Annotated in this window: 18 protein-coding genes; 11 read left to right on the top strand and 7 right to left on the bottom strand. The window is 61.9% G+C overall.

All coding sequences use genetic code 11. The features are described 5' to 3' along the window. Positions 1 to 6 precede the first annotated feature (6 nt). The 6 genes from pstA to ACYQ1P_RS10390 all read left to right on the top strand — a co-directional run bounded on the left by pstA (position 7) and on the right by ACYQ1P_RS10390 (position 4,806). Positions 7 to 1,572 carry a phosphate ABC transporter permease PstA gene (pstA, locus tag ACYQ1P_RS10415; RefSeq protein WP_460020292.1) on the top strand — a complete coding sequence of 522 codons (1,566 nt, stop codon included), beginning with the start codon at positions 7 to 9 and terminating at the stop codon, positions 1,570 to 1,572. A 46-nt stretch (positions 1,573 to 1,618) separates the two neighbouring features. Next, positions 1,619 to 2,401 (top strand): phosphate ABC transporter ATP-binding protein PstB, encoded by a 783-nt coding sequence (pstB, locus tag ACYQ1P_RS10410; protein WP_460021636.1) that lies wholly within the window; start codon positions 1,619 to 1,621, stop codon positions 2,399 to 2,401. A 28-nt stretch (positions 2,402 to 2,429) separates the two neighbouring features. Further along, positions 2,430 to 3,152, top strand: coding sequence for a phosphate signaling complex protein PhoU (gene phoU, locus ACYQ1P_RS10405; protein ID WP_460020291.1), 723 nt, complete (start codon positions 2,430 to 2,432; stop codon positions 3,150 to 3,152). A gap of 30 nt (positions 3,153 to 3,182) precedes the next feature. Beyond that, complete coding sequence (gene phoB / locus ACYQ1P_RS10400; protein ID WP_460020290.1) at positions 3,183 to 3,875, top strand: phosphate regulon transcriptional regulator PhoB; 693 nt, start codon at positions 3,183 to 3,185, stop codon at positions 3,873 to 3,875. A 68-nt stretch (positions 3,876 to 3,943) separates the two neighbouring features. Further along, positions 3,944 to 4,510 carry a DUF1190 domain-containing protein gene (locus ACYQ1P_RS10395; RefSeq protein WP_460020289.1) on the top strand — a complete coding sequence of 189 codons (567 nt, stop codon included), beginning with the start codon at positions 3,944 to 3,946 and terminating at the stop codon, positions 4,508 to 4,510. Beyond that, the gene (locus ACYQ1P_RS10390) at positions 4,510 to 4,806 is read left to right on the top strand and encodes a glutathionylspermidine synthase family protein (RefSeq protein ID WP_460020288.1); all 297 of its coding nucleotides are present in this window, start codon (positions 4,510 to 4,512) and stop codon (positions 4,804 to 4,806) included. Before ACYQ1P_RS10395 ends, ACYQ1P_RS10390 begins: the two co-directional genes overlap by 1 nt. On the opposite strand, the gene tnpC is transcribed toward ACYQ1P_RS10390, so the two are convergent. Next, a complete protein-coding gene (tnpC, locus tag ACYQ1P_RS10385) occupies positions 4,769 to 6,100 on the bottom strand; it encodes an IS66 family transposase (protein WP_460019016.1) in 1,332 nt (443 codons plus the stop codon). The genes ACYQ1P_RS10390 and tnpC overlap by 38 nt on opposite strands. Positions 6,101 to 6,280: 180 nt before the next feature. Here tnpC and ACYQ1P_RS10380 point away from each other — a divergent pair, with 180 nt between their 5' ends. The 3 genes from ACYQ1P_RS10380 to ACYQ1P_RS10370 all read left to right on the top strand — a co-directional run bounded on the left by ACYQ1P_RS10380 (position 6,281) and on the right by ACYQ1P_RS10370 (position 9,213). Beyond that, on the top strand, positions 6,281 to 7,225 hold the full coding sequence (locus ACYQ1P_RS10380) for a glutathionylspermidine synthase family protein (RefSeq protein WP_460021635.1): 945 nt from the start codon (positions 6,281 to 6,283) through the stop codon (positions 7,223 to 7,225). Between the two features lie 134 nt (positions 7,226 to 7,359). Further along, positions 7,360 to 8,709: an oxygen-independent coproporphyrinogen III oxidase gene (gene hemN, locus ACYQ1P_RS10375; RefSeq protein WP_460020287.1), complete on the top strand. Its 1,350-nt coding sequence runs from the start codon at positions 7,360 to 7,362 to the stop codon at positions 8,707 to 8,709. A gap of 72 nt (positions 8,710 to 8,781) precedes the next feature. Next, positions 8,782 to 9,213 (top strand): hypothetical protein, encoded by a 432-nt coding sequence (locus tag ACYQ1P_RS10370; RefSeq protein ID WP_460020286.1) that lies wholly within the window; start codon positions 8,782 to 8,784, stop codon positions 9,211 to 9,213. Positions 9,214 to 9,232: 19 nt separating this feature from the next. Here ACYQ1P_RS10370 and modC read toward each other — a convergent pair whose 3' ends face one another. Genes modC through ACYQ1P_RS10350 form a run of 4 tightly spaced genes read right to left on the bottom strand, consistent with a single transcriptional unit; the run spans position 9,233 to position 12,797 of the window. Then, entirely contained in the window at positions 9,233 to 10,348 is a 1,116-nt protein-coding gene (gene modC, locus ACYQ1P_RS10365; protein ID WP_460020285.1) for a molybdenum ABC transporter ATP-binding protein, read from the bottom strand. Then, positions 10,345 to 11,025, bottom strand: a complete 681-nt coding sequence (gene modB, locus ACYQ1P_RS10360; RefSeq protein WP_460020284.1) for a molybdate ABC transporter permease subunit — start codon at positions 11,023 to 11,025, stop codon at positions 10,345 to 10,347. Before modB ends, modC begins: the two co-directional genes overlap by 4 nt. Before the next feature lie 7 nt (positions 11,026 to 11,032). After that, positions 11,033 to 11,821 (bottom strand): FkbM family methyltransferase, encoded by a 789-nt coding sequence (locus ACYQ1P_RS10355; protein WP_460020283.1) that lies wholly within the window; start codon positions 11,819 to 11,821, stop codon positions 11,033 to 11,035. A 4-nt stretch (positions 11,822 to 11,825) separates the two neighbouring features. Further along, positions 11,826 to 12,797 (bottom strand): mitochondrial fission ELM1 family protein, encoded by a 972-nt coding sequence (locus ACYQ1P_RS10350; RefSeq protein WP_460020282.1) that lies wholly within the window; start codon positions 12,795 to 12,797, stop codon positions 11,826 to 11,828. Positions 12,798 to 12,941: 144 nt separating this feature from the next. Between ACYQ1P_RS10350 and ACYQ1P_RS10345 the strand changes: the two genes are divergently transcribed. Both ACYQ1P_RS10345 and ACYQ1P_RS10340 read left to right on the top strand, forming a co-directional pair. Beyond that, positions 12,942 to 14,816, top strand: a complete 1,875-nt coding sequence (locus tag ACYQ1P_RS10345) for a sensor histidine kinase (RefSeq protein ID WP_460020281.1) — start codon at positions 12,942 to 12,944, stop codon at positions 14,814 to 14,816. Then, entirely contained in the window at positions 14,813 to 16,165 is a 1,353-nt protein-coding gene (locus tag ACYQ1P_RS10340) for a sigma-54-dependent transcriptional regulator (RefSeq protein WP_460020280.1), read from the top strand. The genes ACYQ1P_RS10345 and ACYQ1P_RS10340 overlap by 4 nt, the downstream gene beginning before the upstream one ends. A 51-nt stretch (positions 16,166 to 16,216) precedes the next feature. Here the strand turns inward: ACYQ1P_RS10340 and ACYQ1P_RS10335 are convergent, their stop codons facing one another. Continuing rightward, the gene (locus ACYQ1P_RS10335; RefSeq protein ID WP_460020279.1) at positions 16,217 to 16,963 is read right to left on the bottom strand and encodes a PEP_CTERM-anchored TLD domain-containing protein; all 747 of its coding nucleotides are present in this window, start codon (positions 16,961 to 16,963) and stop codon (positions 16,217 to 16,219) included. A 198-nt stretch (positions 16,964 to 17,161) separates the two neighbouring features. Beyond that, positions 17,162 to 19,924, bottom strand: coding sequence for a valine--tRNA ligase (locus ACYQ1P_RS10330; RefSeq protein ID WP_460020278.1), 2,763 nt, complete (start codon positions 19,922 to 19,924; stop codon positions 17,162 to 17,164). Between the last annotated feature and the right edge of the window lie 39 nt (positions 19,925 to 19,963).

Here is a 19,963-nt window from a genome sequence, read left to right as displayed (position 1 = left end):
GTTCCCATGGCCATCGAATTTTCATCGCAACGGACGGCCGAAAAGGTCGCCAGCGGCATCAAGTCGCGCTACGCCGCCGAACGCCGCTTCAGAGCCTATGGCCTGGGGGCGATCGTCATCGCCCTGAGCATGGTGGCGGTGCTGTTCATCACCATCTTCGGCAATGGCTATTCGGCCATGTGGCAGACCATGATCAATCTGGAGATCACCCTGTTTCCTCAGGACATTGATCCCCAGGACACCAAACATCAATCGGAGCAGGCCATCGCCCGCTTCGAGTCCCAGGGCATTCATTTCGACCGGGACGCCCACGCCCTCAGCCCGACCCTTGCCAGACGGGCCTTGATGGAGGCCGACCCCGACATTCTGTCGGCCCTGGCCACCGGCAAGGTGATGCCGCTGGGCAGTGCCGAATTGGGGGCCTGGATGGTCGCCAATGCCCTGCCCGACACCGAGGGACTGCCCAAACAGGCACATCAAAAGCTGGCCGAGTTCCTTGGTGCTCAGGCCAGCGCCTATTACCGGACCCTGCAAACCGCCGACTATCTGCGGTTGGTCAAACAAGCCGTTGGAGATCTGTTCCCCGACGTCTCCAAACGCCGCGACAAACGCGCGCTGTATGACATGGTCAGCCCCGGTGCAGCCTACTTCATTCGCGACAAGGTGCTGTCCGACCCCGCCTTGATCGGCCAACGAATCACCATTCAGGTCCCCATGTCCGACGACATGGACCAGTTCGAGAAAGGCGTCATTTCCGCCGAGATCCCGGAATCGGATCGCCGGGTCAAGGACAACCAGATCGCCTGGTATGAACGCCTGAAGAAGCGCAACATGATCGAGACGACCTTCAATAGCATCCTGTTCACCGCAGGGGATTCCCGGGAACCCGAGTTGGCAGGTATTTGGGGGGCCGCCGTGGGGTCGTTCTTCACCCTGTCGATCACCTTGCTGCTGTCCTTCCCCATTGGGGTGGCGGCGGCGGTCTATCTGGAAGAATTTGCGCCGGTCAACAAGTTTACCGACCTGATCGAGGTCAACATCAACAATCTGGCTGCCGTGCCCTCCATCGTCTTCGGGCTGTTGGGTCTGGCCGTCTTTCTCAATGTGTTCGGGTTGCCCCGCTCGGCCCCGCTGGTCGGCGGTCTGGTGCTGACCCTGATGACCCTGCCAACCATCATCATCGCCTCGCGGGCCGCCTTGAAATCGGTGCCGCCCTCCATCCGCGAAGCGGCGCTCGGCGTTGGGGCCTCCAAGATGCAATCCATCTTCCACCATGTGCTGCCCCTGGCCATGCCCGGGATGCTGACCGGCACCATTATCGGCATGGCCCAGGCACTGGGCGAAACAGCGCCGCTGCTGATGATCGGCATGGTCGCCTTCATCGTCGACATTCCGGCCTCCCCGTTCGACTCGGCGACTGTTCTGCCGGTTCAGATCTATCTTTGGGCCGATAGCCCGGAACGGGCTTTCGTGGAACGCACTTCAGCCGCCATCATGGTGCTGTTGGCATTCCTTATTTTCATGAACGCCGCAGCGGTTCTGCTGCGTAAAAAGTTCGAACGTCGCTGGTAGGAGCAGATCCGTGAGCAACGAACAATTGACGACCCCCAGCAAGACCCTGGGCACACCGTTTCTGAGCGAAGGCACGCCCAAGGTGGCGGCGCGCAACGTCAATGTCTATTACGGCGAAAAGCACGCCATCCGGGATGTCAGCATGGACATTGCCGAGAAGCAGGTGACGGCCTTTATCGGACCCTCCGGGTGCGGCAAGTCGACCTTCCTGCGCACCCTCAACCGGATGAACGACACCATCGACATCTGTCGGGTGACCGGGGATATCCGCATCGACGACTCCGACATCTATGACAAGAAAATGGATGTGGTGCAGCTTCGGGCGCGGGTCGGCATGGTGTTCCAGAAACCGAACCCCTTCCCCAAGTCGATCTATGAAAACGTCGCCTACGGACCGCGCATTCATGGCTTGATTGATCACAAGGACGAAATGGACGCCCTGGTCCAGTTCAGCCTTGAAAAAGCGGGCCTGTGGAACGAGGTCAAGGATCGCCTGGATCAGCCGGGCACCGGCCTGTCGGGCGGCCAGCAACAGCGTCTGTGCATTGCCCGCGCCATAGCCGTGCAGCCGGAAATCATCCTTATGGACGAGCCCTGCTCGGCGCTCGATCCGATCGCCACGACGAAAATCGAGAACCTCATCGACGAACTGCGCGAGAGTTTCACCATCGTCATCGTCACCCATTCCATGTCCCAGGCGGCGCGCGTTTCGCAAAAGACCGCGTTCTTCCATCTCGGCGATTTGGTGGAGTTGGACGGCACCGAGACCATCTTCACCAATCCGCAGGAGCAACGCACTCAGGATTACGTCACTGGCCGCTTCGGCTGAAGACGACGAGGCAACAAGGATCAGACCCATGTCGCAAACGACCAACCACGAACATACCATGCGCACTTTCGATCAGGAGCTCAAGGCCCTGGAGAACACCCTGGCCAAGATGGGCGGTCTGGTGGAAGCCCAGCTTTCCGATGCCATTCTCGCCCTGGTCCGCGGCGATACCGAATTGTCCATGGAAGTCATCGCCCATGACAAACGTATCGACGAGTTGGAATCCGATATCGACCACAAAACCCTGCGCATACTGGCCCTGCGCCAGCCCCAGGCCATCGACCTGCGGGGCGTGGTCAGCGCCCTGAAGGTGGCTAGCACCCTGGAGCGCATGGGCGATTACGCCAAGAACATGGCCAAGCGCAATCTGGCTCTGGCCAAGGCCCCGAATTTCAACGGTGCCGTGGCCACCATCTCGCGCATGGGCAGTCTGGTCCAGGAAATGGTCAAGAACGTGCTCGATGCCTACCTCAGTCGGGATGTCGCCATGGCGACCGATGTGTGGAACCGGGACGAGGAAGTCGACCATCTGCACACCAGCTTGTTCCGCGAACTGCTGACCTATATGATGGAAGACCATCGCAACATCACCGCCTGCACGCACCTGTTGTTCATTGCCAAGAACATGGAACGTGTCGGTGACCATGCGACCTTCATCGCCGAACAGGTGCATTTCCTGGTCGAAGGCAGTGTCCCCGATGAGGAGCGCCCGAAAGAGGACGAGTCCAGCACCATTGTCGTGACACCGTAAGCCGCAGCGGAACCCCGGAGTTCGAAACTGATGAAGCCGTTGATTCTTATTGTTGAAGACGAGGCACCGCAAGCCGAAGTGTTGCGCTACAATCTGGAAAAAGCCGACTTTCGCACCAGCATCGCCGGCAGTGGCGAGATCGCCCTGGCCAAGGTGGGGGAGGAGCCGCCGGATCTGGTCATTCTCGACTGGATGCTGCCCGAATTGTCCGGGCTTGAGGTCTGCCGCCGTTTGCGCGCCAACAAGGAAACCCGCGCCCTGCCGGTGATTATGCTCACCGCCCGCGGCGAAGAGGGCGACCGCATTCGTGGCCTCGACAATGGGGCCGACGACTACGTGGTCAAGCCCTACCTGCCCAGCGAGATGGTGGCCCGGGTGCGCGCCGTACTGCGCCGTTCCCGCCCCTCGCTCGGCGAAGACAAGCTCGATTACGGCGATATCTCCATTGATCTGCTGGAACACAAGGTCACCCGCAACGGCAAGCTGGTGCATCTGGGGCCGACCGAATTCCGCCTGCTCACCACCCTGATCGAGCGGCCGGGGCGGGTCTATTCCCGCGAACAGTTACTGGACATGGTCTGGGGCCGCAATATCCACGTGGAAGAACGCACCGTCGATGTGCATATCCGGCGTCTGCGCAAGGCATTGAACGATGACGATCAGCCCGATCTGATCCGTACCGTGCGCGGGGCCGGTTATTCCATGGACGAGGAAAAGACCTGACTCGGCTTGCGGTCGGGGGTAGGCTCTCCCATCTTATTTGAGTACCCCCCCTCGTGAGGAGAAGTTGTATGAAGCGTTCACGTCACGTCGCCCTGGTCATGATGGGGGCCAGTGTTCTGGCGCTCACCGCCTGTAGTGAGAGCGAAGTGGATGTGGGCGTCTTCGACAGCGTCGACCAATGCATGATCACCCCGGGCATGACCCAGGAACTCTGCACCGACGCCCTGGCCCAGTCTAAAGCCGAGCATGTGAAAGTGGCCCCCAAGTACACCGCCCAGGCCGACTGCGAAGCCGATTTCGGTGCCGGTCAGTGCGAGACGGCGCCCTATCAGACTCAATCCGGCGGTTCGGTTTTCATGCCCATGATGATGGGTTTCATGATGGGGCAGATGTTGGGCGGCAGGAGCCAGCCGCTGTATCGTTCCTCCGATGACGCCAAATCCTACCGCACCGCCGACAATAAGCCGGTAGCCACCAAAACAGGACTGACCAAGGTGCCGCAATCCCTGACCCAGTCCCCCAGCGTCAAGACCTCGACCATAAGCCGGGGCGGCTTCGGCAGTCGCGCCACCGGTCTTACGCAGACCGCGCGGATGCCTACCGGAAGTCGCAGCTTCGGCGGTTTCGGCGGCTGATGCAACGCCTCCCCCTGACCGAACGGGAAGACTGGAGAGCCACCGCCGCCGAGCACGGCTTCGATTTCCACACCTTCGACGGCGATCCCTATTGGGACGAGAGTGCCTGTTATCGTTTTTCCCTCGCCCAGATCGAAGACCATCTGGAAAACCCGGCGACGGAATTGGAGCAGCTTTGCTTCGAGGTGGTGGAACGGGCCATTGCCGATGATGAGGTGCTCCTGAAACGTAATTGCTCACCCCCTTGGGTGATGTCCGTCACGTTGCCACCGGCAGGGCGGTACCGTCAAGGGTGAGTCTGATGGCGGGGAGGATTCCGATTCCTCGTCGTCGGGCGGTTTCGAGGACGGATCTGACGTTGGCGTAGAGGGTGGCGCCCCACTCGGATCGGAAGCAATTGGTGACCTTGCGGAAGATGACGCATGGCCGGAGCGCCTGTTCGGAGCCGTTGTTGGTGGCCGGGATGGCGCGGTTGGTGACGAAGACGAAGAGGTTCTGGCGGAAGCGCTTGATGGAACGGAGCAGCTTCTCTCCGGCCGTGGTGGCGGGGACGATCTTCAGCAATTCGTCGAGCCGGGACTGGAGGCGGGAGTGATAGGCCGCCAGGGTCGCATCGGCCAAATCCGGTCGGCGCCGGCCGATGCGGGTGGCCCGCTTCAGCAGGGCCCCGAGGCCGGGAGCCAGGGCATCGTCGCCCGCGTCGATGGCATATTGGATGTCGCGCAGCAGGTGGGCGAGGCAGGCCTGATGGTCCTTGGCGGCCCACCCCATCTGCGCCGCCAGCCGGTCGGATACCCAGAAATCGGGGCGAACCTCGCCGAGGAATTCCTCGACCACCGCCTTGCCGCGCGAGGGTCGGATGACGAAGCAGGCGCTGTCGCCGTGGTGGAAGACCCAGTTCCAGAAGGTCCGCTTGCCGACGCGGACGGATGTCTCGTCGGATTCGATCGCGGTGCCGGACAGCAGCCGCTCCTTGATACGGCTGGTCTGGGCCGCGAAGGCGGGCGCGCTGTCCTGGAGCATGTTGGCCAGCGCCCCTTCGCTGATCTCCAGGCCGAACAGGTCGCGCAGCAGGCGCTCCAGCCGTTCGAACGGAATCGCCTGACCGAAGCGCAGATAGAGGACGAAGGCCCGCAGGTTGGGGCCGAACGGCGAGCCCGGTTCCAGCCCGGCGGGCGCGGGCGCCTTGAACCGCTTGGCGCAACAGGGGCAGGTGCCACCGAACAGCGTCACCCGTGTCACGTCGGGCGCGATCTCGGGGATTTCGATGCGGTCGTAAGCCTGGACCTCGGCCTGTGTGACGCCCGTCACGTCCGCTCGGCAGTGCGGGCAGTGGTCGGCCAGCACGTCGCGCCGTCGTGTCGGGTTGGGGTGCAGCGGCCGATGTGCTCCCGCATGGGCCTTGCCCTTCGGCTTCGCCTTGCCCTCGCCATTCGGCTTGTGCCCTTGCGACGGCGGCTTGCTCGAATTGTCCGGCGTCTTCGGCGGCAGGTTCAGTTTCTCCCGCAGATCCGCGTTCTCGGCCTTCAGCGTGGCATTCTCGGCCTCCAAAGCCGAGACCCGCGATTCCAGCGCGTCCAATCGCGCCATCAGCGAACCGATCAGCGTGTCCTTCTCGGACGGGGAAAGCGTGGTGATGTCGGGCAGCGGAGTCATGGAAAGGTTGACTCATATTCGCCCATCCAGCGCAACAGAAATCTGCATTTCGGAGCCGGATATCGTCACGCCGCCCCAGCGCTCCCCCGGTCAAGCCGTCGGGGTCGGTGAGCAATTACCCTGAAACTGGCCATCCCGGAGTTGTTCTGGCAACCCATCGCCGAGAGTTGGCGCACCCAACAGCGCAATCTTTATGGCCGCATGGATTTCGTCTATGACGGCACCGGGCCTGCCAAACTCCTGGAATATAATGCCGACACCCCGACCGCACTGTATGAAAGCGCGGTCTTTCAATGGGTGTGGCTGGAACAGGCCCTGGAACGCGGGATCATCCCGCCCGGCTGCGACCAGTTCAATTCCCTGCACGAACGGCTCGTCGAGGCGCTGGCCCTCATGGGCATTGCCGGGCCGTTGCACCTGACCTGCGCCCGCGACAGCATCGAGGACCGCTCCACCGTATCCTATTTGGAAGATTGCGCCGCCCAGGCCGGATTGGAAAACCGCTTCTTGTTCATCGACGAAATCGGCCTTTCCCCCGACGGGCGGTTCACCGATTCCGAGGACACGGCCATCTCTACCTTGTTCAAGCTCTACCCCTGGGAATGGCTACTGCGGGAGGACTTCGGCCCGCACATTCCGGGCAGTGGCTGCACCTTCATCGAACCCCTGTGGAAGGCCCTGCTGTCCAACAAGGGTCTGATGCCGCTGTTGTGGGAGATGTTCGAGGGACATCCCAATTTGCTGCCGTCCTACTTCGAGGGCGACCCCCGGGCTGCTGCGCTGGGCCAGACCTACATCCGCAAACCCCTATTGTCCCGCGAAGGCTGGGATATCTCGTTGATCGAGAACGGTGCCCCACCCCAAACGCCGAAGATCGGTCCCTACGGCGACGAGGGCTTCATCCTGCAAGCCTACCAACCGTTACCCGACTTCGACGGCCACCGCCCGGTCTGCGGCGTCTGGCTGATCGCCTCACAGGCCGCCGGATTGGGTCTCCGCGAAGACCGAAGCTGGATTACCGGTAACGATGCCCGCTTTGTGCCCCATGTGATTGCCTAGCTGGCTGCGGCGGGGACAGGGACGCCCCATTCGGACGCTTCCCGCAAACGCAGCCCGGCTCCAGACATAGACGCGCCCGCGCCGAAGGGTTAATCTGGCGGGCCTCGTCGTCTCCACCCAAGGAACCCCTGCCCATGCGCGCCGACCTCGTCCAGAAGTATGATCTTCGCGTCCCCCGCTACACCAGCTATCCCACCGCGCCGCATTTTTCCGACGCCGTGACGCCGGACATGTATGCGGGCTGGCTGAAGGACCTGGACCCGGCGGTGCCGCTGTCGCTGTATCACCATATTCCGTTCTGCGATGAGATGTGCTGGTTCTGCGGTTGCTATACCAAGATCGTCAAACGCTATGAGCCGGTGGCCGATTATCTGGACACCCTGCTGGCGGAAATTGATCTGGTGGCCGACACCCTGCCCGGTCGTTTCCAGGCCCGTCACATGCACTGGGGCGGCGGCAGTCCGACCATGCTGCAAGGCCCCGACTGGCGGCGCATCATCGAAAAACTGCGCCAGCGGTTCGATGTGGCCGAGGATGCCGAAATTGCCGTGGAACTGGACCCGCGCACCGCCACCGAAGACTATGTGCGCCAGATGGCCGAGGCCGGGGTCAACCGGACCAGCATCGGGGTGCAAGATTTTGATCCGCAGGTCCAAGAAGCCATTCACCGCATCCAGCCCTACGAGATGACCAAACAGGTTGTGGAATGGATGGCCAAATACGGCATCACGTCGTTCAACATGGACCTTATGTACGGCCTGCCCTATCAGACCACGGCCAAGGTTCTGGACATGGTGGACAAAGGCGCGGCCATGGCCCCGCGGCGCATCGCCCTGTTCGGCTATGCCCATGTGCCATGGATGAAAAGCCACCAGAAGATGATCCCCGAGGAGATCCTGCCCGGAACCGAGGAACGCTGGGAGCAATTCACCCGCGCCACCGAACGGCTGGTCGAACTGGGCTACGTCAAGGTCGGGCTGGATCATTTCGCCCATCCCGACGATTCCATGGCCGGAGCCCTGGACGACGGCACCCTGCAACGCAATTTCCAGGGCTATACCACCGACAAGGCCCCGGCGATGATCGGTTTGGGGGCCTCGGCCATCGGCCAGTTGCCACAAGGCTATGTACAAAACCTGTTGCCCTTGAAGGATTATGCCAGCGCCATCGCCGCCGGGCGCTTCGCCACCGGCAAGGGCCTCGCCCTCTCCGCCGAGGACAATCTGCGGGCCGATTTAATCGAACGCATCATGTGCGACCTGCGCGTCGACCTTGACGGCGTCTGTGCCCGCCATGGCGTTGCGACCGATCATTTTAAAACGGAGCTGGACAAACTCGACCCGCTGATCGTCGATGGCATCTGCACCGTCAAGGGTCACAAGATCATTGTCACCGAGGACGGTCGCCCGTTCGTCCGCCTCATCGCCGCCGCTTTCGACCAGTATCTGGACATGGGCCAGAAACGCCATTCCAAGGCGGTGTGACGGGACGTCCCTGCTTGGCCCGGTTTTTGCTCGCCTTCCCACCATCTGTGACAGAGTGTGGGAGAGTGGGAGATGGACTTATCATTGGTCAGCGGTCCGAGGTATACCGATCCGGAAACCGAACGCCAGCGCCATGGCGGCATTTCCTCCGAGGATGTGTCGGCCATTACTGAGCGGGGATTCCAAGGCTATGTGGAAGACCTCGAAGCCAAAAAGCGCGAGGAGCTTCGGGCCAAAATCCTTGAGGCCATGGGGCTTACAGAGGAATCCCTCAACAAGATGCCCGCCGCCCAACGGGCCGATCTGGAAAAGCAAATCGCCCAGGAAATTCAGCGGCGGATGCAGGGCGGATCGGTGATGAACGACACCGACAAAAGCCCCGTTTCGATTCAGAATCAGGCCGTTTCCACCACGACCGGGTTGAAACCCACGGCCAGCTTGATTCTCGACCCGACTTTGTTCAGTGGGCAAAATCTGCCGGGCCACCGGGAGGAAGAGACCTGACGGAGGGAGCCTGACCTCCCTAAGCCTCCGTCTCGATCAGCGACGCGCCGCCGCGCTCGACCAGCGACACCGACTTGATGGCCGCATAAATCGGGTCGCCCAGTCGCAGGTCGAGGGTGCGAAGGGAGCGGCGGGTGATCTGGCTTTGCAAACGCGCCCCTTCGCCGCTCAGGCCGAGCCGCAGATGCACCAGTACCCGTGCCGCGTCGAGGGTGTCGATGGACTGAATGCGGCAGGGCAGCACGTTCAGCACCGAGGTTTCCAAAGGCTGGGTCTTGGCCAGGGTGACGCCGATGGCCGGAATGCGCAGGCGGCAATGGTCGCCGCCCGTCTGACCGTCGGCCACCGCCCACAAATGACCACCGCGCACGGCAATGCGGATCAGCCCGTCGGAATCCGGCGCGCCCTGGATCTGGCCGTTGAGAATCGCCCCCGACTGCCCGCCGCGCACCACCGGAGCCTCCGGCTGGGCCAGGAAGTCCGACAGCTCTCCGACAAAGGCCACTCGTCCATCGTTCATCCAGACCATATGGTCGGCCAGACGACTGACCTCGTCGAAATCGTGGCTGACATAGACCACCGGAATGGACAGGGCATCGTGCAGCGCTTCCAGATAGGGCAGGATATCGCGCTTGGACAGGGCATCCAGTGCCGCCAGCGGTTCATCCATCAGCAGCAGTTGCGGATCGGTGAGCAAGGCCCGTCCGATGCCGACCCGCTGGCGCTCGCCGCCCGATAAATGGACCACTTCCCGGCCCAACAAATCGCCGAGCCCAAGTAGATCCACCGTATCCTCGAACGACACCCGATAGCTGTCGGTCTTCAAGCGTTTACGGCCATACAGCAGATTGTCGCGCACCGACAAATGGGCAAACAGGGCGGCGTCCTGAAACACATAGCCCAGCGGACGGCGGTGCGGCGGCAAAAAAATATTGTCGTCCTGCCAGATCGCGCCGTTGACGGTCAAGCGCCCGGAGGCGGCCCGGTGCAGACCGGCGAGACAGCGCAACACCGTTGTCTTGCCACAGCCCGATGGCCCGAACAGCGTGGTCACGCCGCGTCCCGGGGCGCTGAAGGCAGCATCCAGGTCGAAGCCGCCGAGGCTTCCCCTGAAGTGGGCGGACAGGCCGCTCATCGCCCCCGCCTCCGGGTCCGGCTGTCGAGCCGCATCATCAGCAGCACCACCACGAAGGCGAAGGCCAACATGCCGCCGGACAGGATATGCGCCTTGCCCCATTCCAGGGTCTCGACGAAATCGTAAATGGCAATGGACAGCACCTTGGTCTCGCCGGGGATACTGCCGCCGATCATCAGCACCACGCCGAACTCCCCCACCGTATGGGCGAAGCCGAGCACCGCGCCGGTCAACAGGCCGGGCCGGGCCAGCGGCAGGGCGACGCTCAGAAAGGCATCCAGCGGCGAGGCGCGCAGGGTGGCGGCGGCTTCCATCGGGCGCGGCCCCATGGCCTCGAAAGCATTGCGCACCGGCTGCACGACGAACGGCAGCGAATAGATCACCGAACCGACGACCAGCCCCGGAAAGGTGAACACCAGAGACCCCAGTCCCAATGCCGCCACGGCCTGCCCCAACGGTCCGTGTGGTCCCATGAACAGCAGCAGATAGAACCCGAGCACCGTCGGCGGCAGCACCAGCGGCAGCGCCACCACTGCCGCCACCGCGTCGCGCCACAGGCTGGGGCGACCGCGGGCCAGCCACCAGGCGAGCGGCGTCCCGACCATGAGCAACAGGACGGTGGCCGTCGTCGCCAGCTTGAGGGTCAGCCAGATCGGGCCGAGCAGGGTCGGGTCCATGGGCGCGTCAGGCCTCCCCGGTGACGAAGATTTCCTGTCCAGTGATATGGCCGGGCGCTTCTTTCGGCACGCAGAACAGGTTTTTCGATACGATGTTGGTAAACGGGTTGTCGGGATTGCCGTCAAAATTGTCTGGATTGAACAGCGGCGGATTATGCCAGAACAGGCGGTAGCCCATGCCGTGGATCAGCCGGATCAGCGCGTCGGATTTTTCCTTGCGGTCGTTTTCCACATAGAGGATCGGGCGCAGGCGGGCGATGGTCTGCCGGGCCCCTTCCAACACTTCGGCTTCCATGCCCTCCACGTCGATCTTGATCAGCTTGCATTTGGGCAGGTTGAGATTATCGAGCACCAGCACGTCCACCGGCTCGCCCTGCCAGTCGCGGCGCAGATCGAGGCCGCCGAAGTTGGCTTCCTGGCGCGGATCGAGCACCGGCACGGTGATCTTGCCGACCTCCCGCCCCACCGCGTTCTGGCGGCAGACCACGTTGATCAGGCCGTTCAGCGCCACGTTGGCGCAGAGCAGTTGATGGATCAACCGTTGCGGCTCGAAGGCGATGACGAAGCCCTGCTGGCCCACCGCCTGGGCCATGACCACCGTATGGCAGCCGATATTGGCCCCGATATCCAAGGCCACATCGCCCGGCTTGAGAATCTCGGCGAACAGGTCGGCCTCGCCCTGGGAAAACTCGCCGAACAGTTCCAGCGAGCGCCCGATGTATTTGTCCAACGGATTGTACAAGAACCGACCATGACGGCAGGTCTTGAGACGGTACAAGCTGTCCTCGGACTGCATGGCGTTACCTCAACCCCATGCGGACCAACAGTTCCTCGGCGATGACGTCGGCGGTATTGAGCACCGGGTGAGTCCAATCCAGGCTCAACGCCCCCTCCAGGGGTCGCGCATAACCTTTCGCGAAGAGTTCCTGATGCAGCATCGCATGTTTGCGCACGGTGACTTTCTTCGGGGCATAGATATAGGTCGGCTTGGGCAGGGCGCAGGCCTCCGAACACATGGAGACTGAATCGCCGGTGACGATGACCGCATCGGCCACCGCCATATAGCCCAGATAGGGATTGTCCCCCTTGTCGCCCCAGCGGAAGGTGAAGGCCGGGCAGTCAATGGCATCGAGCAGCGGGCCGGTCGCCTCGCCGGTGCGCCGCGAGGTGGTGACCAGCAGCGACCCGTTCTTGCTCTGGGCCAGCCCGGAGGCCAGCCGCCCCAATTCGGCCCCCATCTCCGGGGTGAAGTCGCGGCGCTTGGTGGAGCCGCCGACGATCAGGGCGATTCGCGGGGATGGCAGATGGTCGAACTTGCCTTCCCAAGCCTTGGCAGCAGCGGCCAGATTGCCGGCATTGAGCCGATGGGGTGCCCCCAGGATCTCAAAGAAATTGTCCCGATGGGGCATTTTGTCGTGATGGGGCACCGCCACCATGTCGAATTCGTCGATGCCCGCGTCACCCGGATACATGATTTGCAGCAAAAAGCACTTGCCCTTGGCCTTTTCCTTGATGGCGCGGGCCACCGGGGCGGTGCGCCGTCCGGCGGCGATGACCACTTCCGGCCAGGGTGGCGCCAGGTTGATCCGCGCATCGCGGGTCAGGCCGCCGAAGGTCGCGCCGACCATGTAATTGGGCAGGGCGGCGGCGGCGGTATAGGTCAGATCCTGGATCATGAACGGCAGCCCCAAGGCTTCGGCGACGCCGCGTACCTGATTGACGTTGCCGGCCCGGTCGTCGCACAAGGCCCAGATGGTCGGGATTCGGGACATGAAGAGCCTTCCTGTTGTCGCAATGCCTTTGGTGTACCCGTTACGGGGTGCGTGGCGCAAGCGTCGCCGCTCCCTTATACTCCGCCCATGAAAGACTCCGCAGGCCAGGACCAGGAATTCGATTGGCCGGAGGTGCCGAGGTTCATGTCGGCCCCCCGGGGTTCGGTGCGCGCCAAGGCCACCTTTATCGCCGTGACCTTGCTGTTTGCCCTCATGATCCTGGGGTTGGTCGCCGTATGGTTCCGCGCCGCCGCCCTGGAGGATCTGGAAACCACCGGCCAGGAACGGTTGACCATCTTTGTCGACAACCTGCGCAACGAATTGGACAAATACGCCTACCTGCCGCTCGTCCTGTCGCGCAACACGGATCTCACCGACCTGCTGTTGGCCCCACAGGATCCGCAGGGTGTGGATCAGGTGAACCGGGCCTTGGAAAGCATCAACAGCATTGCCGGGACCTCGGCGGTCTATTTGATGAATCGCCAGGGACTCACCCTCGCCGCCAGCAACTGGAACAGCGACGCCCCTTTTGTCGGCAAGAATTTCAACTTCCGTCCCTATTTCCAGGATGCCTTGAAGGGTGACACCGGACGCTATTTCGCCCTCGGCACCACCTCCAACGAGCCCGGGTATTATCTGTCCTATCCGGTTCGGGATCGGAGCGAAATTCTTGGCGTGATCGTGGTCAAGATCGGACTGCACCGGCTGGAACTGGCCTGGGCGGCTTCGGAGAGTCAGGTTCTGGTCACCGACCGCCATGGCATCGCCTTCATTTCCAGTCACGCCCAATGGCGCTTCAAAAGTCTGTTCCCGCTCGATGCGAGCGTGGCGAAGGCCATCCGCGAGAGCCGACAGTACGGGGACAGTGATCTGTCCCCCCTGCCCATCGTGCAGCGGGTCCCCGCCGGGCACCACGGCGAGATCCTCACCTTGAGCGACACCTTGAACAAGACGCTGCGGTTTTTCGTACAGTCCGTGGCCTTTCCGGAAACCGGCTGGCGCATACACCTGCTCTCCGATATTCGGGCCATCGACCGGATCGTCTATGGGGCGCTGGTCGCCGCCGCCTTCAGCCTGATGGTCTTCATCTTTTTTGCCTACACCCTGTTTCAGCGCCGACTGCGCCTGTGGGAGCGGGTACATTATCAGCGCAAGGCCCGCACCGCCCTGCAAATGGCCTATGACCAGTTGGAGAAACGCATCGAGGCCCGCACCGCCGACCTCAGGGTCAGCAACCAGGCCCTGCATCGGGAAATCGAGGAGCGCCGCAAGACCGAATCCACCCTGCGCAGCACCCAGGCGGAAGTGCTGCACGCCAGCCGTCTGGCCGCCCTCGGGCAGATGTCCGCCGGGATCACCCATGAACTCAACCAGCCGCTGACCGCCATCCGCACCTATGCCGACAATGCGCAGGTGCTGCTGACCCGGGAGCGCCATGACGACGTGAGCGAAAACCTCCGGCAAATCAGTGACCTGACCGCCCGCATGGCGGCCATCACCGCCGACCTGAAGACCTTTGCCCGCAAGCCGCCGGACGAAATCAGCGCCGTCGATCTGCGGCCGCCGCTGCGCGGGGCCCTGTCCCTGTTGACCAAGGTCAGTCCGACCGGGGCCCTGGACCTGATGGATCGGGTGCCGGAGGATCTGCCCAAGGTCATCGGCGAGGAGCTGCGCCTGGAACAGGTGTTCCTCAATCTGTTCCGCAATGCCCTGGATGCCTTGGAAACCCTGCCCGAAGGCGCGCCCCGACGGTTGGAGGTCTATCCGGAAATTACCGATGACCAGGTGATGATCCATGTCCGCGATAGCGGTCCCGGGTTGTCCGAAGAGGACCTTGAACGAGTCTTCGATCCCTTTTACACCACCAAGGCGGCCGGCAAGGGACTCGGCTTGGGGCTTTCCATTTCCGACCGGATCATCAATGATTTCGGGGGCAGTCTGCGGGCCGCCAATCATCCCGCAGGCGGAGCCCTGTTCACCGTCGCCCTGCAACGGGCCCCTTCGGAACCGAGCCGATGAACGATACACAAACCAAGGGTCAGGTCTTTTTCATCGACGACGAGGAGCATATCCGCATTTCCGGTCGCCAGACGCTTGATCTGGCCGGATACCAGGTCGAATGTTTCGCCTCGCCCGCCAAGGCCCTGGCTCAAATCACCTCTGATTGGCCGGGGATCGTGGTCAGTGACATCAAGATGCCCGAGATGGACGGCCTCAGTTTCATGAAGAAGGCCCAGGAGATCGCGCCCAACCTGCCGGTGGTGCTGATCACCGGCCATGGGGATATCGCCACGGCGGTGCAGGCCATCCGCGACGGGGCCTATGATTTCATCGAGAAGCCGTTTCCCGCCGACCTGCTGATCGACGCCGTCAACCGGGCCATGGAGAAACGCCATCTGGTGCTGGAGGTGGAGACCCTGCGCCGGGAACTGGCGGCCAAGAACAGCGGTACTTTTTTGATCGGCAAGTCCCCCGCCCTGTGCCGTATTCGCGACATGATCGCCAATGTGGCCGATACCGGGGCGGACGTGCTGATCTATGGCGAGACCGGCACCGGCAAGGAACTGGTTGCCCGCTGCCTGCATGAACAAAGCGCCCGCCGCGCCGGGCATTTCGTTGCCGTCAATTGCGGGGCGATGCCCGAAACCATTTTCGAAAGCGAGCTGTTCGGCCATGAGCAGGGGGCCTTCACCGGGGCCCAGGGCCTGCGCATCGGCAAGATCGAACATGCCACCGGGGGCACCTTGTTCCTCGACGAGATCGAGACCATGCCGTTGGCCTTGCAGGTCAAGCTGCTGCGGGTGCTTCAGGAACGGTCGGTCGAGCGCCTGGGCTCCAACAAGCTGATTCCGGTGGACTTGCGGGTTGTTGCGGCAACCAAAACCGACCTGCGCCGGGCCAGCGAGGAGCACAGCTTCCGCGAAGACCTCTATTACCGGCTCAATGTGGTGGTGATCCCCTTGCCGACGCTGCGTGAACGGCGCGAGGACATCCCCTTGCTGTTCCATCATTTCGTCGAACGGGCCGCCACGCGCTATGGACGCGAGGCCCCCACCCCCTCGGCCAGTGCCCTGGGCACCCTGATGGCCCATCCCTGGCCTGGCAATGTCCGCGAATTGAAGAATACCGCCGAACGGTTCGTTCTGGGTTATGACATCAACTTTGATGACAGCAGCATGAGCCCATCGCCCACCGCCGACCTGCCCCTACCGCAACAAGTGGAAAACTTTGAACGCAGCGTCATCACCCAGGAACTGGAACGCCAGAAGGGCAACATCAAGGAGACCCTGGAACGCCTCGGACTGCCCCGCAAAACGCTCTACGACAAGATGCGCAAATACGGTCTCGATCGGCAGGATTACAGGTAAAAAGAAACGGCGGCCCCGGGGACCGCCGCTTTACGCACAGAAAAGAATTTCTCAGGCTGCGTTCTTGCGCCGCCGCACCCAGCCCAGAGCGACCAGACCACCACCGAACAGGGCCAGCGAGGCCGGTTCAGGAACGGCATTCAATTCCAGGGTGAAGGTTTCCATGGCCCCCACATTCAGACCATAGCTGGTGTTATAGGACAGTTGATTGTAGCCACCTGTGCCATAGGACCAGATATAGCTGTAGGCAGTGTCCAGGTCCGAGGTCACATAAAGGTCATGCCCACCGCCGAAAGTCGGGCCGTAGTAGGGGCTGTTATAGGTCTGATACTGGCCTTCGTTGTAGTAGGAACCATACCCATAACCGCAGGAACTGTCGTAAATCAGACATTGGCTGAAAAGCGCCCCGGTGGTCAGGTTGAACAGGAACGCCGTCCGCTCACTGTCCGCAGAGGTATAGTGGTAATTGCTGCTCTGGTCCCAGCTTTGTGGATTGTACCCACCCACCAGATCGGTCTGCGCCTGCCCCTGGGCATCAAGGTAGTTCCATTCCATGACCGTGAAGGTCGCCCCCTGCCCGTCCACAGCGGCATGCCATGTATACGAGGTATCGTTGGCCGTCTTGGTGAAAATGTTGGTCAGGCTCAGATCGCCTTGGCCCAGCCAGCTTTCCAGTTGAGAGAGCGAACCGGCATTCAGCATTGAGCTTCCGCCGGAAATCACCCCGGCCTGCGCTGTTCCGCCACCCAGGGCCCCTGCGACCAGTGCCGCGCTGAGAAGGGTTTTCATCTTATTCATTTGATTTCTCCGACATTATTGAATTGCCCGTTTCAACTTACTGAGCAAAACCTATGCCAAAGAATAAGCCCCCTGCATGGGCAATGGGTTAGATAATTTTGAAAAAACTGTCAGGTTATTTTTGTAAAGAAAGATGACAGTTTTCGGTCATCGAGACCGTGATTTATGACACCGAAATCAAAATGAGGGCGCGCCCGATCACAGCGCGCCCTTGAGCATCTCCAGGGCCTCGGCCAGTTTGGCGCGGGCGGCCCGGGCTTCCTCGCGGCGCTCCTGTTCGGTCTCCACCACTTCCGGCGGGGCCTTGGCCAGGAATCCCTGATTGCTCAGTTTCTTGTCGGCCTTGAGAATATCGCCGTCGAGCTTGGCCATTTCCTTTTCCAGGCGCGCCTTTTCCTGCGCCACGTCGATGACATTGGCCAGCGGCAGCACGATGGTGGACTCGTCAAGCACAGCCTGCACCGAACCGGTCGGCACGTCGCCCTCCAGAAGCTGGATTTTCTCCAACCGCGCCAGACGCTCCACCAGATCCCGGTGAGTCTCCAGGCGGGCCTGGGAGCGGGCGTCGGCATTGCGCAGCAGGGCGTCGATCTTGGCCCCGGCGGGCACATTCATTTCCGAGCGCACGGCCCGGATGGTGGTCACCAGACGCACCACCCAATCCATTTCCGCCGCCACATCCGCGTCACTGAGGGACGCGGGCAAGGCGGGCCAGACCCCGGCAATCAGCGCATAAGGCCGGTCGTCTGCCAGTTGTCGCCACAACTCTTCGGTCACGAAGGGCATGATCGGATGCAACAGATGCAACAGACGATCCAGCACCCAGGCGGTGGTGGCGCGGGTTTCCGCCTGCGCCTGCGCATCGTCGCCTTGCAGCACCGGCTTGGCGAATTCCAGATGCCAATCGCAGAAGGTCCCCCAGGTGAACTGATAAAGCGACCCGGCCACCTCGTTGAAACGGTACCCGGCCAGCGCCGCTTCAACGTCACGGGCGCAATCGGCCAGCTTGCCGATGATCCATTTGTTGAGCGTCATGGTGCAGGACGCGGGATCGAAATCGGCCACCGGCTTGCACTCATTCATCTCGCAGAAGCGGGCCGCGTTCCACAGCTTGGTGACGAAGTTCCGATAGCCCTCGACCCGGCTTTCCGACAGCTTGACGTCGCGACCCTGGGCGGCAAAAGCGGTCAGGGTGAAGCGCATGGCATCGGCGCCGTATTTCTCCACCAGCACCAACGGATCAATGACATTGCCCTTGGACTTGGACATTTTCTGGCCCTTCTCGTCGCGGACCAAGGCATGGATATAGACCGTGTGGAATGGCACATCCTTCATGAAGTGCAGGCCCATCATCATCATCCGGGCGACCCAGAAAAAGATGATGTCAAAACCGGTAATCAGCACGTCGGTGGGATAGTATTTAGCCAATTCCGGCGTCTCGTCCGGCCAGCCTAAAGTCGAAAACGGCCACAGGGCGGAGCTGAACCAGGTGTCGAGCACATCGGTTTCCCGTTTCAGTTCAACGGGGTGGCCGTAATGCTTCTCGGCGGCGGCATGGGCCTCCTCCTCGGTCAGTTCGACGAAAATGGTCTCGTCGGGACCGAACCAGGCCGGAATCTGGTGTCCCCACCAGATTTGCCGCGAGATGCACCAGGGCTGGATGTTGCGCATCCATTCGAAATAGGTCTTCTCCCAGTTCTTGGGGACGAATTGGGTTTTGCCCTGCTCCACCGCCTCGATGGCCGGTTGCGCCAACACTTCGGCACGGACGAACCACTGGTCGGTCAGAAACGGCTCGATGACCACCCCGGAGCGGTCGCCATAGGGCACGGTCATGGGATTTTCGTCGATCTTGTCGAGCAACCCCAGGCGTTCCATGTCCTTCAGCACCACGTCACGGGCCTCGAAACGGTCGAGGCCGCGCAGATGCACCGGCAACAGTTCGGACAATTGCGCGCCGTCCGGCCCTTTTTCCGCGAGCACGGTCATGGCCCCGGTTTCGGTTTCAGCCCAGCGCCAGATCTCCAAGGCGTCCGATCGAATCCGCGCCTCCCGGTCCAACACGTTGATGACCTGCAAGCGGCCCCGCTTGCCGACCTCGAAGTCGTTGAAATCATGGGCCGGGGTGATCTTCACCGCGCCGGAACCCTTTTCCGGGTCGGCATAGTCGTCGGCGATGATCGGGATGCGCCGGTTAACGATCGGCAGCATCACGTCTTTGCCAATGAGATCAGTGTAGCGTTCGTCGTCCGGATGCACGGCCACCGCCGTATCACCAAGCATGGTCTCCGGGCGGGTGGTGCCAACAATGATATGGCGGCTTGGATCGTCGGCCAGCGGGTACTTGAAATACCACATCTTGCCCTCGACCTCGCGCTGTTCCACTTCCAGGTCGGAAATCGCCGTATGCAGCAAGGGGTCCCAGTTGACCAGCCGCTTGTCGCGATAGATCAGGTCTTCCTTGTGGAGTTGCACGAACACCTTGCGCACAGCACGGGACAGCCCCTCATCCATGGTGAAACGTTCGCGGTCCCAGTCGCAGGAAGCGCCAAGGCTGCGCAACTGGCCGGTGATGGTGCCGCCGGATTCGGCCTTCCATTTCCAGATTCGTTCGATGAATTTCTCGCGCCCCAGGTCGTGACGGGTCAGCTTTTCCTTTTCCATCTGCCGCTCGACCACCATCTGGGTGGCTATGCCCGCATGGTCGGTGCCCGGTTGCCACAGCACGTCGCCGCCGGTCATGCGCTTGTAGCGAATCAGAATGTCTTGCAGCGTGTTGTTGAGGGCGTGCCCCATATGCAGGCTGCCGGTCACGTTGGGCGGCGGAATGACGATGGCATAGGGATCGCCCGCCGCGCCTTCCACCCCATGCACATGATTGCAGCGGAAGGCGCCGCCGGACTCCCACTCCTCATAGAGTCGCTTTTCAACATCGTCCGGACGGTAATTTTTTTCCAACATGGCCTGCTATCCCAAAAAACCAAACAGCGCCTCCGGCAT

This window comes from Magnetospira thiophila, from assembly GCF_054657015.1.
Note: the sequence above shows the minus strand (reverse complement) of the source record. Positions and strands in the feature narration are given on the sequence as shown.